The sequence below is a fragment of the Syntrophomonas sp. genome (assembly GCF_028707975.1).
Lineage (GTDB): Bacteria > Bacillota > Syntrophomonadia > Syntrophomonadales > Syntrophomonadaceae > Syntrophomonas.
Window position 1 is genome coordinate 1 of sequence record NZ_JAQVZX010000016.1, and the last position, 14985, is coordinate 14985.

The 14985-nt window shown below is 42.9% G+C and carries 18 protein-coding genes, 1 tRNA gene and 4 pseudogenes; 9 read left to right on the forward strand and 14 right to left on the reverse strand.

Annotated elements, in window-relative coordinates:
• Positions 1–399: 399 nt before the first annotated feature.
• The 4 genes from PHP87_RS03705 to PHP87_RS03720 all read right to left on the reverse strand — a co-directional run bounded on the left by PHP87_RS03705 (position 400) and on the right by PHP87_RS03720 (position 5019).
• Entirely contained in the window at positions 400–1182 is a 783-nt protein-coding gene (locus PHP87_RS03705; RefSeq protein ID WP_299918593.1) for a short-chain-enoyl-CoA hydratase, read from the reverse strand.
• 128 nt (positions 1183–1310) lie between these two features.
• Complete coding sequence (locus PHP87_RS03710) at positions 1311–2165, reverse strand: 3-hydroxyacyl-CoA dehydrogenase NAD-binding domain-containing protein (protein WP_299918595.1); 855 nt, start codon at positions 2163–2165, stop codon at positions 1311–1313.
• Between the two features lie 659 nt (positions 2166–2824).
• A complete protein-coding gene (locus tag PHP87_RS03715; protein WP_299918596.1) occupies positions 2825–4489 on the reverse strand; it encodes a sigma 54-interacting transcriptional regulator in 1665 nt (554 codons plus the stop codon).
• Between the two features lie 32 nt (positions 4490–4521).
• Positions 4522–5019: a peptidoglycan-binding domain-containing protein gene (locus PHP87_RS03720; RefSeq protein WP_299918599.1), complete on the reverse strand. Its 498-nt coding sequence runs from the start codon at positions 5017–5019 to the stop codon at positions 4522–4524.
• A gap of 120 nt (positions 5020–5139) precedes the next feature.
• Here PHP87_RS03720 and PHP87_RS03725 point away from each other — a divergent pair.
• Positions 5140–5271, forward strand: a pseudogene (locus PHP87_RS03725) (transposase); the annotation flags it as partial.
• Positions 5272–5395: 124 nt separating this feature from the next.
• Here PHP87_RS03725 and PHP87_RS03730 read toward each other — a convergent pair.
• Both PHP87_RS03730 and PHP87_RS03735 read right to left on the reverse strand, forming a co-directional pair.
• Entirely contained in the window at positions 5396–5701 is a 306-nt protein-coding gene (locus PHP87_RS03730) for a nucleotidyltransferase domain-containing protein (protein WP_299918601.1), read from the reverse strand.
• Complete coding sequence (locus tag PHP87_RS03735) at positions 5671–6066, reverse strand: HEPN domain-containing protein (RefSeq protein ID WP_299918603.1); 396 nt, start codon at positions 6064–6066, stop codon at positions 5671–5673. The genes PHP87_RS03730 and PHP87_RS03735 overlap by 31 nt, the downstream gene beginning before the upstream one ends.
• Before the next feature lie 408 nt (positions 6067–6474).
• On the opposite strand from PHP87_RS03735, the gene PHP87_RS11900 reads away from it, so the two are divergent.
• Positions 6475–6618 carry a DUF6597 domain-containing transcriptional factor gene (locus PHP87_RS11900; RefSeq protein WP_366942889.1) on the forward strand — a complete coding sequence of 48 codons (144 nt, stop codon included), beginning with the start codon at positions 6475–6477 and terminating at the stop codon, positions 6616–6618.
• A 184-nt stretch (positions 6619–6802) separates the two neighbouring features.
• Here PHP87_RS11900 and PHP87_RS03740 read toward each other — a convergent pair whose 3' ends face one another.
• Entirely contained in the window at positions 6803–7033 is a 231-nt protein-coding gene (locus PHP87_RS03740) for a type II toxin-antitoxin system HicA family toxin (protein WP_299918605.1), read from the reverse strand.
• A complete protein-coding gene (locus PHP87_RS03745; RefSeq protein ID WP_299918608.1) occupies positions 7030–7248 on the reverse strand; it encodes a type II toxin-antitoxin system HicB family antitoxin in 219 nt (72 codons plus the stop codon). The genes PHP87_RS03740 and PHP87_RS03745 overlap by 4 nt, the downstream gene beginning before the upstream one ends.
• 392 nt (positions 7249–7640) lie before the next feature.
• Between PHP87_RS03745 and PHP87_RS03750 the strand changes: the two genes are divergently transcribed.
• Positions 7641–8054 carry a type II toxin-antitoxin system HicB family antitoxin gene (locus PHP87_RS03750; protein WP_366942886.1) on the forward strand — a complete coding sequence of 138 codons (414 nt, stop codon included), beginning with the start codon at positions 7641–7643 and terminating at the stop codon, positions 8052–8054.
• 46 nt (positions 8055–8100) lie between these two features.
• On the opposite strand, the gene PHP87_RS03755 is transcribed toward PHP87_RS03750, so the two are convergent.
• Together PHP87_RS03755 and PHP87_RS03760 are read right to left on the reverse strand one after the other, a co-directional pair.
• On the reverse strand, positions 8101–8328 hold the full coding sequence (locus PHP87_RS03755; protein WP_366942887.1) for an ATP-binding cassette domain-containing protein: 228 nt from the start codon (positions 8326–8328) through the stop codon (positions 8101–8103).
• 19 nt (positions 8329–8347) lie between these two features.
• Entirely contained in the window at positions 8348–8539 is a 192-nt protein-coding gene (locus PHP87_RS03760) for a hypothetical protein (protein ID WP_299918611.1), read from the reverse strand.
• 355 nt (positions 8540–8894) lie between these two features.
• Here PHP87_RS03760 and PHP87_RS03765 point away from each other — a divergent pair, with 355 nt between their 5' ends.
• A complete protein-coding gene (locus PHP87_RS03765) occupies positions 8895–9167 on the forward strand; it encodes a type II toxin-antitoxin system Phd/YefM family antitoxin (protein WP_299918613.1) in 273 nt (90 codons plus the stop codon).
• The gene (locus tag PHP87_RS03770; RefSeq protein ID WP_299918616.1) at positions 9154–9456 is read left to right on the forward strand and encodes a type II toxin-antitoxin system RelE/ParE family toxin; all 303 of its coding nucleotides are present in this window, start codon (positions 9154–9156) and stop codon (positions 9454–9456) included. The genes PHP87_RS03765 and PHP87_RS03770 overlap by 14 nt, the downstream gene beginning before the upstream one ends.
• A gap of 40 nt (positions 9457–9496) precedes the next feature.
• Here the strand turns inward: PHP87_RS03770 and PHP87_RS03775 are convergent, their stop codons facing one another.
• The 3 genes and pseudogenes from PHP87_RS03775 to PHP87_RS03785 all read right to left on the reverse strand — a co-directional run.
• Positions 9497–11290 carry a MutS family DNA mismatch repair protein gene (locus PHP87_RS03775; RefSeq protein ID WP_299918618.1) on the reverse strand — a complete coding sequence of 598 codons (1794 nt, stop codon included), beginning with the start codon at positions 11288–11290 and terminating at the stop codon, positions 9497–9499.
• Positions 11291–11350: 60 nt separating this feature from the next.
• Entirely contained in the window at positions 11351–11509 is a 159-nt protein-coding gene (locus tag PHP87_RS03780) for a hypothetical protein (protein ID WP_299918619.1), read from the reverse strand.
• 201 nt (positions 11510–11710) lie between these two features.
• A pseudogene (locus PHP87_RS03785) lies at positions 11711–11833 on the reverse strand (ABC transporter ATP-binding protein); the annotation flags it as partial.
• Positions 11834–11956: 123 nt separating this feature from the next.
• Here PHP87_RS03785 and PHP87_RS03790 point away from each other — a divergent pair.
• Together PHP87_RS03790 and PHP87_RS03795 are read left to right on the forward strand one after the other, a co-directional pair.
• A pseudogene (locus PHP87_RS03790) lies at positions 11957–12103 on the forward strand (prevent-host-death protein); the annotation flags it as partial.
• A gap of 377 nt (positions 12104–12480) precedes the next feature.
• Positions 12481–12594 (forward strand): annotated as a pseudogene (locus PHP87_RS03795) (recombinase); the annotation flags it as partial.
• 169 nt (positions 12595–12763) lie between these two features.
• On the opposite strand, the gene PHP87_RS03800 reads toward PHP87_RS03795, so the two are convergent.
• Positions 12764–12849: transfer RNA gene (locus PHP87_RS03800), tRNA-Leu, on the reverse strand.
• A gap of 347 nt (positions 12850–13196) precedes the next feature.
• Here PHP87_RS03800 and PHP87_RS03805 point away from each other — a divergent pair.
• Positions 13197–13778, forward strand: coding sequence for a sigma-70 family RNA polymerase sigma factor (locus PHP87_RS03805; protein WP_299918621.1), 582 nt, complete (start codon positions 13197–13199; stop codon positions 13776–13778).
• Between the two features lie 33 nt (positions 13779–13811).
• Entirely contained in the window at positions 13812–14906 is a 1095-nt protein-coding gene (locus tag PHP87_RS03810) for an anti-sigma factor (RefSeq protein WP_299918623.1), read from the forward strand.
• Positions 14907–14985: the final 79 nt, after the last annotated feature.

The following is a 14985-nucleotide window of genomic DNA, read 5'->3' on the forward strand; positions in this document are numbered from 1 at the left end:
CAACAACAAACCTCATTTCAATGACTGAAAAGCATGTAATATGAGATTCGCTCTGCAAATCTTTTATCAAGGCCTGAAATAAATAATATGAACCTGATGTTTGGGCTTGAAGAAAGCATGGGATTGAGAAGACAGGGATTGCGCCCATATTAAGGAGCAAAGCGGCGCAACCTGAATCCGGTATGCAAAATTAATATTGACTCTACTGCATATTTATAACTTTTTGCAGTGACATCAAGATTAAGAATTAACCGAACTAAAACAATGGTTTACTAACTGAGTATTTGCTATCGCATCCAGCACCGGCTTAATGCTTAGATTGCTTAAAACCAGTTTTTAACAGCTAAAATGAAAGGGGGTTCTGCATTAAAGCAGAACCCCCTTGGCAGTTTTCCAGGCTTATTTTCCTTTGAAAGTGGGTTTTCTCTTTTCAACAAAAGCACCCATGCCTTCAAACTTGTCTTCAGTAGCACAGCACATTCCGAACATATCGGACTCAATGCTCATGCCAGTGTCGATGTCAACTTGCAGGCCTTTGCCGATGGCAAACTTGGCATAACCAACAGCCAGGGGAGCCTTGGCTGCAATCTTCTTGGCCATCTTTTTGGCTTCGTCCATCAACTGCTCGGCGGGATAAACATGGTTTACCAGGCCGATGCGAAATGCTTCCTGGGCATTGATGACATCCGCAGTGTAGGTAAGTTCTTTGGCCCGGCCTTCACCTACCAGGCGGGGCAGTCTCTGGGTTCCGCCAAAGCCGGGAATAACTCCTAGTCCCACTTCGGGTTGAGCGAAAACAGCGTTTTCGGCAGCCAACCTGATATCGCAGGCCATGGCCAGTTCGCAACCTCCACCCAGGGCAAAACCGTTAATTGCTGCAATAACCGGTTTTTCCATGAGTTCAAATTGTCGCATGACTCTTTCTCCGACATCGGAGAAGAATCTTCCTTCATGAGGGGACAGGGGCAGCATAAAGGTAATGTCAGCGCCGGCAACAAAGGATTTATCACCGACACCGGTAACGATAACCACTTTGATATTGGAGTCGGCTTTAATATCCTTTATGGCCTCTTCCATCTCATACAGGGTTTCAGCATTAAGGGCATTCAAGGCCTTGGGACGGTTGATATAGAGAATAGCAAGATAGTCTTCTTTTTCCAGAATCAGATTTTCAAACGCCATTGCTGTCTCCTCCTTTTTATGGTTCGATTACGCAAATGAAAAATAAATCACAAAGTAGCTATTACGATAAACGGGGGGCTTTATTCTGCAATAAGCCCCCGTAATTATCTATTTATAGGATAATTCAACTATTTTTTGTAGTCGTAGAAACCTTTACCCGTCTTCATTCCCAGCCATCCGGCCCGTACCAGCTGTTTCAGCGGGGGTGCCGGGCGGTATTTGGAATCGCCGGTTTCGGCAAAGAGGGTGTTACATACGGCCAGAGCAATGTCAACACCAACCAGGTCGCAGAGGGTCAAGGGGCCCATCGGCCATCCAGCACCGAGCTTCATGGCGGTGTCGATATCAGCAGCGCTTGCCAGACCTTCATAATAAATGAAAGCAGCTTCGTTCATGCCGGGCAGGAGGATTCTGTTAACCACAAAGCCAGGACCCTCTTTAACTTTAACCGGGGTCTTGCCGATTTCTTTGGAAAACTCGATTACGGCATCAACGGTGGCATCTGCGGTCTGAACCGCAGGGATAACCTCGATAAGTCTCATTACATTGGCCGGGTTGAAGAAGTGTACGCCTATTACCTTGTCAGATCTCTTGGTAATGGCAGCAATTTCAGTAATGGAAAGGGAGGAAGTGTTGGTGGCCAGAATGACATCCGGTCCCATCAGGGCGTCCAGTTTGGTGTAGATCTCTTTCTTGAGGCTCATTACTTCCGGTACAACTTCAATAACAAGATCGCCGGCAGCCAGGTCATCAAAGTTGGTGGTTCCTTTGATTCTGCCTACTACGGCATCGGCGGTTCCCGGAGCAGCTTTGCCTTTTTCCTCGGCCCTGGCCAGACCCTTCTTGATAGCTCCGATGGCTTTGTCAACAAACTTCATATCGATATCATAAAGAATAACATTCTTGCCGGCAGCGGCAATGGCCCAGGCAATACCCTGTCCCATAGTTCCTGCACCTAGTAAAGCAACATTATTAAATCCCATTAATTTGTAACCCCCTTATATTATTTCTTTCTGATAAGTACATACAGCCTTTTTTTTCTCTTTCAAGGCGAATGAGAGTCAAACCACCCCCTTACCTCATTTAATACTATGAAAAGCTATAATAACTGAGATATTATCCTATAGCTAATTCATGCAATTATTGTACCAATCCCTTGATAAGCCCTTGAAAAGCGGCATATGAGCCAATTTTACCCGCATTTTTGAGATATTTTCATATGCAATAATAACTTTCCTGGTCAAGAGGTTGTCCCAAAAATACTACAACATATAAAAAGAAGGCCGTGTTAAGGCGTTTAAATGTGTGTCGCAAAATAGGGCAGTGTAACAAAATAATACAAGTCCGTAAAACGATAGCTATTTACTACTGCAAAAAGTTATCAATATCCAGTGGCTTGTATAAATATACCGCTCAGCAACCTTAAAAGCGACCGAAGGGAGCACCAGGCGTACCCGCAGGGTGAAGCGCTCTCGCGATGTCCTGTCGAATCGCCCCCCCCCTTTTTTGCCGGCTCGCCTTCGCCGGTGCAACCTAAATAGTAACACCCGCAGGGTGCAGGGTACTCCCTGCGTCCATGCTTCGCCAGCGCTTTGTATATTTATGCAACCCTTATGCAACAAAAGGGGTTTTTGCAGTAGAGTCACAGTTTTATATTATATTTATGTAGTTTCCTATAGAGTACCGATCTATGGATATTGAGGGTTTTGGCGGCCTTACTCTTGTTGCCGCCACAGTTCTTCAATACTTCTTCTATAAGCTCCTTTTCATGTTTACCCAGAATATTTCCCAGACTGGAATGAGACCCTGTAGTGAAGGAATAATGGTTTTTTCTTTGGATTATGTTATCGGGGATATCTTTCACCGTAATGGTGTTGCCTTCACAGAAGTTTACGGCCCGTTCAATAATATTTTCCAGCTCGCGGATGTTTCCCGGCCAATCATAAGAACAGAAATGTTGAACAACTTCCGGACTTATTTTTTCCACTCTGGTCCCCAGTTCCTGATTAAGGCGATGCAGGAGATGGTGGCTCAGCAAAGGAATATCATCGACCCGCTGTCTCAAGGGAAGCAGATTAAGGACAATTACATTCAGGCGGTAGAAAAGGTCTTCCCGAAACTTATTCTCACTAACCAACTCCGCCAGGTTCTGATTGGTGGCCGCGATTACCCGGATGTTTACTTTGGTGCTGCTGAGACTGCCGATCCGTTCTACTTCTCTTTCCTGTAGTACCCTTAGCAGTTTAGCCTGCATGGACAATGACATATCCGCAATCTCATCCAGAAAAATGGTTCCATGGTTGGCCAGCTCAAATTTCCCCGGTTTACCTTCTTTGAGGGCTCCGGTAAATGCACCCTCGTTATAACCAAAAAGCTCCGATTCCAGTAAAGTCTCGGGAACCGCCGCACAGTTTACCTTGACAAAAGGACCTTTGCGGCGCGGACTCATATTATGTATGGCATGGGCAAAAATCTCTTTTCCCGTACCACTTTCCCCGGTAATGAGTACGGTTGACACGCTGCGAGCGGCCTTGGCTGCCAGAGCTTTTTGCTCACAAATAAGCTGATTATTTCCCACTATGTTATTTATGCAATACCTGGCCGTACCTTGCTGGTACTGACCCAAAAGCTGTTCCCATTCATTTACTCGGCTTAATTTCACCGGACTGCTCTTTACGATAACCCCCAGGCTACGGTTGTGTCTCATAATCGGAAGGAAAATCAATCTTAGTGCCTGTTCATCAGGTAATAGCACTTCAGTGGAAAATGTTTTTCCCCGATCTATGGCTTGTTGCAGGTTGGTCCAGGGGATCAGCGCGCCCATTTTTTGGTTCAACTCGCTGCTGGAATTGGAGGGGAAAAGTCCCCGGCAAACTTCATTGGAATACAGCAGATGGGCATTTTTATCAAAAACCGCTATACCTTCATAAGGAGTTTGCAGAAGAGAATTAAGCTGGTACTCCTTAAAACTGTCAATGGTACGTAATATGGCATAGGCGGCGTAGCATTTAGGCCTTATCTCCAGCAAACCCCGGGTTACATTTACCTCATCTTCATTAATCAATTTGATATCTTTAACTATCCTATGCTGACCTTTGAGTATATTATCAAAGGTTAAATGGGGTTTTAGACAATCTACATTTTGATCCAGTATTTGATTAGGATTAAGACCTAGTATTTTCCCGGCGTTCTCATTGCAAAAAATAATATTTAGTGAGGTGTCAGTTATAAGTATGCCTTCATCGATGTTTTGCAGAATAGGATATAAAAGCAAGTCATGGGAGTGAAGTTCAAGATTGAGTGACATTAGCTTCACCTCAGGTCTTCTGCTAATAGTGATCAGACATTAATACCGCGGTTCAGGCTCCGGCTAACTTCCTGAAGAGTTGTTTGTTTTATTATGGCATCCAGAGTTTGTGAGTCCAGAGTACCCGTGGCTTCAAGAGCATTGTTCTTTTGAAATTCGCGGACAAACTGGTTCAGATCATCTTTTTCGTCCATGCCCAGGCTGAATAGCATTCTCTTGATCTGTTCTTTTTCTTCCTGGCTTATAACCATATATTCAGAACTGCTGGACGATGAAGTTGCAAATGAAGAACCAGAATTCTTATTGGACTGGTTCAAATCCTGGGAAGATGCATCTCCGGCTGGTTGGGGTACAAGCGGGATGGTGGCATCGTTAATATTACCCTCAGAAGACGGTTCAGAAGATTGGGTCTTAAGAAGGTCTGTGTGTTGAACCATATAGCTCACATTACTTATAAGGCCGATAGTAGAGCCCAGAATAACCGCTGATGCGAGCATCAGGATCAGAAAGAAAAAGTAACCTTTCTGCATGGAACTCCCCCTATTAAACCATCACTACTAAATCTATTGTATGCTATAGCTGGCCGTTTTTCAATTCCTCTTGATAGAAGAGCGGTTTTTTTTGTTTTTCCCGGGACTGACCTGCTTTCTGTCTATCTAGATGCCATCCACTTTAAAGTCCGTAAAGACAACCGGATAATCAACAAAGCAGTCTATACAGTTCTAGCCATAACCATGGAAGGTCACAAGGATATACTGGGTATCTGGATCGGGGAAAATGAATTTTTCCGCTGGCAATGTCCCTGGCTTCCTGTATGGCTGCTTCTGTTTTATTGTTATAGTCGGGCTGTTTCATCTCAAAAGGCAGACCACCCAAATGTATAGAGAATATTAAAATCACGCTTTATTACCCGATACGTCGCCCTGTGGCTATTATCTCCCTTATAAAGGGGTTATCTTTTCGCAAAGGATGAGGTTCTATTCGGGTATCAACTTTCCTGCGGATTCTCATTAATCTTAAGGTGTCTTCAATAATATCTCCAGAGAAATCATCAGTAATTATCGCTATGTCTATATCGCTATCCTGATCATAGTTGCCATTGACGAAAGAGCCAAACAAATAGACTGCTTCTACATTCATTTCTTCTTTGACCAAATCCGCATATTTTTTTGCAATAGCAGTTATCTCTTCTCCAATACTTCCAGAAGCCATGTCCTCAACTCCTTAATAGTCCTCAAGTTTTCTTCCGTAAAAGCAGGAGTACACTTTTTGTAGAAACTATGCTTGTAATCTGGATACCGGGCTGCAATATTAAAACTTGTTGCCAGATCCAGTTGATCCCTTTGTTTATCGTTGGGTCTCAAACCAGCCTTTTCTGATAGTCGTAACAGATCGTGAATTCTAGGAACCTCTGTATCAACCAGAGCCACATAAAGAGCTTTCAATAACTTTTCTAACACCAGATGTCCCATAAACAGGCTCCAGTGATAATCCTTGCCTTCATACAAATGTATCATGGTTCGATGGTCTTGCTCTGCAGAAGTGACCCAATACTCTATAATCTCATCCCTGGTCAAAATGGACACCTTCCTTAACTAAGATGTATTAAAGTAATTCTCCGATTCCTTATGCAAACCTGTTTATTGTGTAAAAATAGTATACATCATATGGTTATATATGGCAATTATCGTTGTGTAATCCGGGTAGCTTCTTTTGCCCCGTCGATCACGTGGACGGCTCGTAGTATTTTCGCTGGAGCGACGGTCACCGTCTACTTGACGGTGTTGGTGGCTCCATCGACTACAAACAAGCCAACAAGAAAACGCTTCAATTCCTTTATTCGAAATGGAATATACGATTGAATTCATACTACTTATGATCATATCTTTCCTGATGGATCACTGGATATCATCTTCAACCTTGGCGATCCTATGCTTAGCGAAACAGTCATTAACCGTGATTCGGAAGCTTAGGTGGTTGGAGTGATGCGCTGCCCAATAGTTGTAGGTCTACATGGTAAGGTAGATATTTTAGGAATATGGTTTCGTCCCGGGGGCGCTGCCGTATTTTTTGAGCTTCCATTGTTTGAGCTAAGCGAACAACAAATTTTGTTACGCCAATTGCAGTGACGTCTATTGTTGGACGAATGTCGCGGTGCCATAAATGGCAAGGAGCGACCAATAGCTGTCCTCGACTATCTGCCACTCCTTCAAACAACCAACCCCTCTCTAATTTCTAACTGCTTACAGAAAGCAAAAAAACGGCCAATCCATAAGTTATAAAACTCACGAATTGACCGTTTTAGCAGACTTTTTATAATTGTTTCCTTAACCGCTCATATTCGGGTATAGGGATTTCAATATCTCTAAGTATTTTGCGTATCAAACCCCTACCCAAATCCTCATTATGATAAGGTACTACTGTTTTTCTTCCATCAGGATGGGCAAAAATAAAATGGCTTCCTTTTTGACGTTCCTTTTTAAAGCCTAGTAAGATAAGTAAACCAATCATTTCTTTATCACTGATTATGGTAAGTTTGCTCATACCTGTATTTCAACCTGTTGTACCCCAACAAATTGATTAAAACACAACTCATCTTTATCCGCTTCTAAACAAAGCTCAATGACCTCTTGTATTCTTACCAGTAGCTCATCCATAGTTTTGGCTTGAGTATGACACCCTTTTAAAGCGGGGACGGAAGCAACAAATATGCCGTCCTCATCTTTTTCAATAAAAACGGTGAAAGTATGTTTTACCACATCTTTACCTCCACTTCCTTGCCATAGCAATAATCTGATTTAAGATTATTGTAGCATACATTGTTAATTACAATCACTCCCTTCTAAATATTTACCACTTAATAAAAAAACGACCACTTTACAAGTTTTTCATACTCGCAAAATGGCCGTCTTATAGCTTATTAAGCAGTTACACGGGTCTTTGACACTTGAATAAAACCGAGGAAGCAAGGAAGCCTTTTAAATAGGGGCTTTCTTTATTTTTTTCTGTCAAATTTTCATAAATAGTATTGAGTAATATTAGGTAATGTGAGAAGAGGCTGGGTGAGCAATACACGTGCAGCGAGATTGTTCAGGGTCTGCGGGACATGAATTTCCACGAGGTCAAGGGGGAGGGGTTCGTCCCCACCTATATGAGAACGGACTTCACCGATAGTCTGCATGATGTTTTTGGCTTCCGTGCTTATAACCGCCTTACAAGAAAGGGGATTGTTATGAGCAACTACATTCATTATCGGGACTACACTGGTAGCATTGAATTTTCCGAAGAAGATGCATTATTTCACGGTAGAGTTATTGGCATAAAGAACATGCTTTCATTCGAAGGTGACAGCGTGAAAACTCTTACCGAAGATTTCCATAATGCAATTGATGAATATCTGGAATTCTGCGAAAAAAGCGGTAAACAGCCCGAAAAGCCGTTCAAAGGCTCTTTCAATGTCCGCATTCAGCCGGAGTTGCACCGCAAAGCCGCGCTTGCAGCGTCTGCCCGCGGCGTGTCCCTCAATGCATTCGTGGAGGATGCCATTCGACACACTGTGGACTAACTTTAAGGTTATTAAGGGGTGTCAGGGGACGGGATTATTGACAACCTTAGGCCTTAAGGATAATACCCCGGTTTGTTCTGATGGGCAAGGGCCAGTACAGATTTCTTAATAGCAAGCGACCGCCGAGCAATAACAGTAAAGTTGTCTTGCCGGAGCCGGACGGACCCAGAATAGCATACATTTTCCCGCTTTCCATCTGCGCGGACAGATTTTCCAGAACATTTTTCTGCTTGTCATAAGAGTAGGTCAGGTTTAATATCTCCAAAACCGGCATTTTCATTTACCACCTTTTTTTAGCTCATCATGGAGAGAATTTCTCGTGGTTTCAGGCGCATGATGATCACCGAGGAAATCCCCATCGATAAGACAATGATTAAACTGTCCAGTCCATATAATTCCAGCATATTTCCCGGGGTAACATCCACACTGATGGTCAAAGCTGCTCTGGCTGCAAAAGAGGGCATTGATTTTTTCGAAATTGTCATTTATTTGGTGATTCTAACTTGTTAATCTCCACTGGTAACTATTGTTGTTAACAATGGACGTTATGCGGTTTAGATCCAGAACATCCGCTGTACATGTTCTAAAATATACGCTAACAACCTATTAATCCCGAGTTCGCTTACTTTCTTCTCAAGCAGCTCACTATGTGCCAGCAAAACATTAATAAATCGGCCAATTTGCATAAGATAGTGAAAGCCCACCATTGCATTCCAGTTGTAAGAAAAACAGTGTTCATAGTGATAAGCCGTTCCCTGAGGTTGTGTTGTCTTTTGACCATGCTCTCAAAATTATGATAAAATATGAATGCAAATATTGATATAAGGGAGAGTTGGAATTATGCCCAACATCAGGCCCATTTCTGATTTGAGAAATAACGCTAATGAGATTTCGGAGCTTTGCCGTAATACCGAAGAGCCAGTTTTTATTACAAAAAACGGTGTTGGTGATATGGTTGTGATGAGTGTTGAAGCTTATGAGCGTCAGCAAGGACTCATAGACCTATATGTAAAGCTGGCCGAAGCGGAAGAAGAAATAGCAAACGGTGCAGAGGGTAAGGACTTTTTTGAGTATGCAAGACAGTTGAGGAATAGCATACATGGACAAGTATAAGGTTAAGATATATCCTGCTGCCCAAATGGACTTGAATGATATTGTCAGCTACCTGAATACGCTGTCACCCCAAGCCGCGATTAGATACTACGACCTGCTGGTAGAAAAAATCGGTAGCCTTGTGGAAATGCCGGAACGCTGTCCCTTTGTACGGGATATCGCATTGAAAGCGAAAGGATACCGGTATCTGATTGCAGAAAACTATTTGGTGTTTTTTGTGGTAAAGGGTGATACGGTACAGATTCGCCGCATTTTATACAACAAGCGCCAATATAAAGGGTTGTTGTAAGAAAAAATGTTACTATCCGGCTTTAATATTGTGAAAAGGTTTATTCTGGAACATGAATTCCTACCATGTTCATCAAATATCTGGCATTAGAAGTGGTACAGCGGCCGGAACGAAGCTTATAATCGAATTTGATTCTTCCTTGTATATATTGTTCTTCAAAGTGATAATTCCTAAAGTTTAATCCCGGGTCTTTTTCCAGGTCGCAAAGCTCGAAATCATGGGTAGAAATCAAACCGATAACGTTTTTCTTGCTCAATTCTCTTAAAATAACCTGGGCACCGGCAATCCGGTCCAAGGAGTTTGTCCCTCGAAATACCTCGTCAATTAAGTAAAGCATCGACTGCCCTTTATCTGCCTGCTTTAATATCATATTTATTCTGGTCAATTCGGCATAAAAGGTAGAAATACCGTTAATTAAATCGTCTCTTATCACCATAGATGTATATACGTCCATAATAGAACACCTGAATTTCCGAGCGCAAACAGCTGTCCCTGCATAGGCCAGAACCAGGTTCATGCCAATAGCCCTCAGGAAGGTGCTTTTCCCGGACATGTTAGAACCGGTAATAATATGAGAATAGTTATCAACATCTATATCATTTAGAACGCATTTTTCCGGCTGGATTAAGGGATGACCGAAGTCTTGCGCGTGAATCTTCAAACCATGATCCTGAAGTTCGGGGAAAGCCCATTCCGGGTGTATATGGGATATGACGGAAAGGCTGGTTAAAGCTTCAAAGACTCCAATTGTTTCAAACCAGGTTCTAATTTTCTTAGCGTTTTGAATTTTCCAGCGCTCTAAATAAACCGCGCAATGGAAATCCCAAAATAAAAAGAGATTAAAAATAAAATAGAAAATAAGATTATAGCGAAAGTTAATGGCATCTGATATTCGTTCCAGACGTTTCATACAAATAGAAGCGGGCTCTGCCTGGTTATATAACTCAGATTTAAGAGTAGATAAGTAATCATCTTTAAATTGTTCGGATTCAATTAATAAAAACATGTTTCTAAAGGCAGCTAAACTTATTTGAAATGAATATACCCTGCTTAAATCTGATGAAATTTTTTGATATCCGGCAAAATATAATAGCAACTGCAGGGCAAGAAGTACTATGGGAACCTCAAGGGGTAGGCCCCAACCTGAAATAGACATTACAAAGGCCAGAATGGTAACCAGGGGGAAAAAACGCATGATGTGTATAGCTTTGGGGAGCGATCCGGATTCTTCAGCATAGCTGATTAATCCCCCGGTATCCCGTGATGCTTCATTTATCAGCAAGCCATGACACTCTAGATTTTGGCAGAATTCAAGTTTAGGAGCCAGTTCCCTGACTGCGTTCTGGTGCATTTTTATGCTATTTAGGTTTTTCGATGGATTGGCCAGAAGTGTCTTTAAATGGGATCTACCCAGAACTGTTTTAGCCACTGATATCCATTGAAATAAAGATTTAGGCCCGAAAATGTCCAAGTCATGGGTATACGGGTGATTGCCATCCACGAATTCCAGGCCACAATCATCAAATGAAACCCAGGTCCCATTAATCCTGCTCAAATATCTGCGCTGTATTTCTAGCATGGCGCGAACCGTATTCAATTCCTGTTCCACTTTAGAGTGCTTATAGACAAGGGCAAGAAATATTACCAGGAAGAAAAGTAAAACAGATACGGCTTGTGTCGAGGTTCCCAAGAACGAGCAAAGTATAGTAAATACTGCTCCGGCCAAAAATATAAAAAAACGCAGATTGCTTATCCTGTCAAAGCTCTTTGTATACCGTTTTTCAAGATTTTGATAGCGGTTGTAACGAGTAAGAAATAATTTTTCAGCAGACATTAAAGCCTCCTTACAAAGCCAACAAGGGGACGTTCTTTTTGCTTCCCTATAATATTAGGTTCAGCCATAATAACATCTATCTCGACCGGTTGCTTCTTGCTGCTTTCCAGATTCAATTCTCCAGATAAATGACTGGCTAAGGCCGGATTGTTTGGACAGCTTGGGTGCTGAAATCATCTGGCTTTTTCTAATCTGTTTCAAACGGCTGCCAAAGTTCATGAATGTAGGCCACCTCCTTAGTAAGATTATGCCATTACTTAAGACAATAATCTATCAATACATTAAAGGGGAAGAACGTCCCCACGCTTCTGATTTCCCGTCGGGCAGTTGTACATGAAGTGTCAAGTCAATATGGCTATATCTTTTTCTATCAAGCGACCTGATGTTTGCAATAAGTTCGTATGGCAAGGAGAAGGAACACAAGCCGTCAATCTTTTTTCTCGTTTCTCTTGCCGGAATTTCCTTCAGCGCGGCAACATACTCCAAATAATCCTTCACCGTAAAATCTTGAAAAAATCCAAAGTCCTGCGGTAAGAAACCGAAAATAAAACTCGGCAGTACTGATAACCAAGAACCCATGCAGTGTTGTAACGAAATTGCCGATTGGTTCTATAGCATGATAGAATTATAATATGGTTAGAATTTTACTACAAGGAGTTGATTCCCATGCAGATTAAACCGTCCGCAAGCATCCGGCAGAACTACAATGAGATAGCGGATTTGTGCAGGTCTACAGGTGAGCCGGTGTATTTTACCAAAAACGGTGAGGGCGATCCCGTGGTGATGGATATAAAAGCGTTTACCCGCCGTGAGCTGTCTGTTACAAGCGGACCGGTTAATACGGCTGACTATGCTCCGCGCCTTTCTCTTGATGGTCAGAGCTTATTCTTCCTCCGGTTAACTGACTATAATTGCGGCTCATTGTATTATCAACCGACGGCAGGCGGACCGCCCAAAGAATTAATTCGTGGTGTCAGCGGGCAACCTGGCTACTATGGAAATTACTATCCTGATTGGATTAATATTTATCAAGACCAGCAGGCGATTTACCCAAGCCAGGGGGAAGCCGGGGAGGGAAGGTCTTTACGATTTTAAACTTCTTTACCTCTATAAAAACATTTCTCTCCGTGAAACAGCTAAGCTCGGAGAGCTGATTTCCAAGCTGCAATATGCCAGAGAGCTGCCCGTACAAGGAGTGGCTGGGGCACAGTGATATTTCCACCACCTCGAATATTTCCACCCACCTGGATTTCAGCTCCAAGGTCGCTTCGGCCAACGCCATCATCGGCGTATATCCCTCCTGACATCCCTCCAAAACGGCGGAATGCCAGGTAAATAGGGAGCTGAGAGCACTGCAAATATGCGCTGGAATGGTTCATGTGACGGTATGAAGGACGGCAAACATAGGTGGCCGCCAGAAAAGAAAAAAGCCCTCAAATCCGCTTGTATCGCGGCTTTAAGAGCGATTGTTTCTGGTGCCGATGGCCGGAGTCGAACCGGCATGGAAGTTATCCGCCGCATTTTGAGTGCGGTGCGTCTGCCAATTCCGCCACATCGGCTGGGATTTTAAACTCCAATGCAAAGATAATTATAGTAGCCTCTTTAAGCCTTGTCAAGATTGATAAGATCTGGGGGACAGTGTTTTTTAAATAGGGAGGAGTAACGGGGAGAAGAAAAGGGGTAAATTCTATTCCGAGCAATCATATTCTTCACCTATGAATTCCCCTTTTATGTTGCTTCTGTCAGCCTTTGGCAGACAAGAGGTAAAAGCTTCACCTCTTGTCATAACAAGGCAGGGAAGTAACAAAAGGAATTTAATAAAAGATGGCGAAAACTCTATAGTATTGATTTAATATAAAATTATGAATTATAGCCTATTTTCCAACTTTTTAAGGAGTAATACCTTATGCAATCAGAACAAGTGCTGGTAAAGAAAAGTATGGAGGGTGACACTCAGGCTTTCGAAAAATTGGTTCTGCAATATCAAAACAAGGTTTATGCTTTAAGCTTCAGGTACATGGGGAATGAAGATGATGCATATGATATGTCTCAGGAAGTTTTTCTAAAAGCTTTTCGTTCCTTAAAGACTTTTAAGGGAAATTCCAGTTTTGGCACCTGGATATTTCGAATTACCACTAATGTTTGTCTTGATGAACTCAGGCGACGGAAGAGAAGGATTGTTCCTCTCTCGCTGGACGAAGCAGCCGTTACCAGTCGTGGTATTGAAGTTGAGAGGGAAATGGTGGACCCTTTGCCCCCGGTAGATCGGGTATATGAACAGAAGGAGTTATCTCAATACATACAAGGCCTCTTAGACCAGATGAAACCCGAACATAAAGCGGTAATAATTCTCAGGGATACTATGGACTTGAGCTATAATGAAATCGCTGATGTCTTGAAATGTTCGGTGGGCACTGTCAAGTCGCGCCTTAGTAGGGCCAGAAGTCTCTTAAGGAAACAATGGGTACAGAGGGAACTTTTGCCGTAGTCATCTCGTCTAAAAACCGGGAGGAAAAGAGCTATGAAATGTGAGCAGGCTAGAGAACTGCTGTCACCCTACATTGACGAAATGACAAGTGAAAAAGAAACAGAAGCACTGGAAGCTCATCTTGCTCAATGCGCAAATTGTCGTAAAGAGCTGGATGACTATCGGTGTCTTTGTGGTACTATGCAACGGATGGAATCACCAATACCCCCGGAGGATTTCGCCGCTGTTGTGCAAAAGCGACTGCAGGAAAATAAAAACAAGATATTTAGTGCCAGGACTATCGACCGACCCAAACAGACCGGATGGATTGCAGCAGTCCTGGCGGGAGTAGCCCTGGCGGCAGGTATATATGCCAGCAGCTATCTTTGCGTTGGGGATTTTCTTGTGAGCTGGCAGGACAAAAAGGATCAAAAAAAGCCCCGGATAGCCATCGAGGATATAATACAGCGTTTTCAAAATTGGAACCAGGAAGAGGACAATGCAATGAGCGAAACCGCTGAACCTGAACCTGAAGCTAAGATTAGCTCTAACCCCAGGGCCAAAGCAAGTACGGGCGAGGGTTCGGCAAGTTCCCAGGAAGAACTGGAGACTAAGACCGCCGAAGATGATAACTATTCCAGCCAGATAATGGTGAAAGAACTGTCAACGGCCCTGGCTCAGGTAATAGAAATTGCCGATGGGCGGGAGATCAAATACAGTATGGCATCCGGGTCTTATGGCAACAGTGAGGCGAGAAGGGTGGTCCTGGAGGTGGAACCGCAAGAAGTCCCTCAACTTCTAATTGAATTTGAAGCAATTGGGAGGAAGCTTGATGTTGCTGATCTTACAGAAGCAAGTGTACAGGATAAAGCGGTTCAAGATTTTGCTATCGATGAAAATAATTCACCCCAGCTGCTGGAGAAAAGTGAAGTATCTGATAGTGAGAAATTAAGCATGGTTGAAATAGAAGATAATGAGGAAGATGGAAAAGAGGAATTAGCTAAAGAAAAAGCAGTTTCTGTGCCGGGTGATGAAATGCTTACCGATTCCGAAAAGGGAGAAGATACTAAAGATATTGAAGGTATTAAGGAAAAGAGACCGGAAGGAGCTAAAGTTAGCTTAAGCATTTTAATAATAGAAGAAAAATGATTGAGGCGGTTACATTTTCAGAGTGTCGGCAAGGATTGGATTCAAGCCGTAAGAGCTTATGGATACTGGTTATATGGTT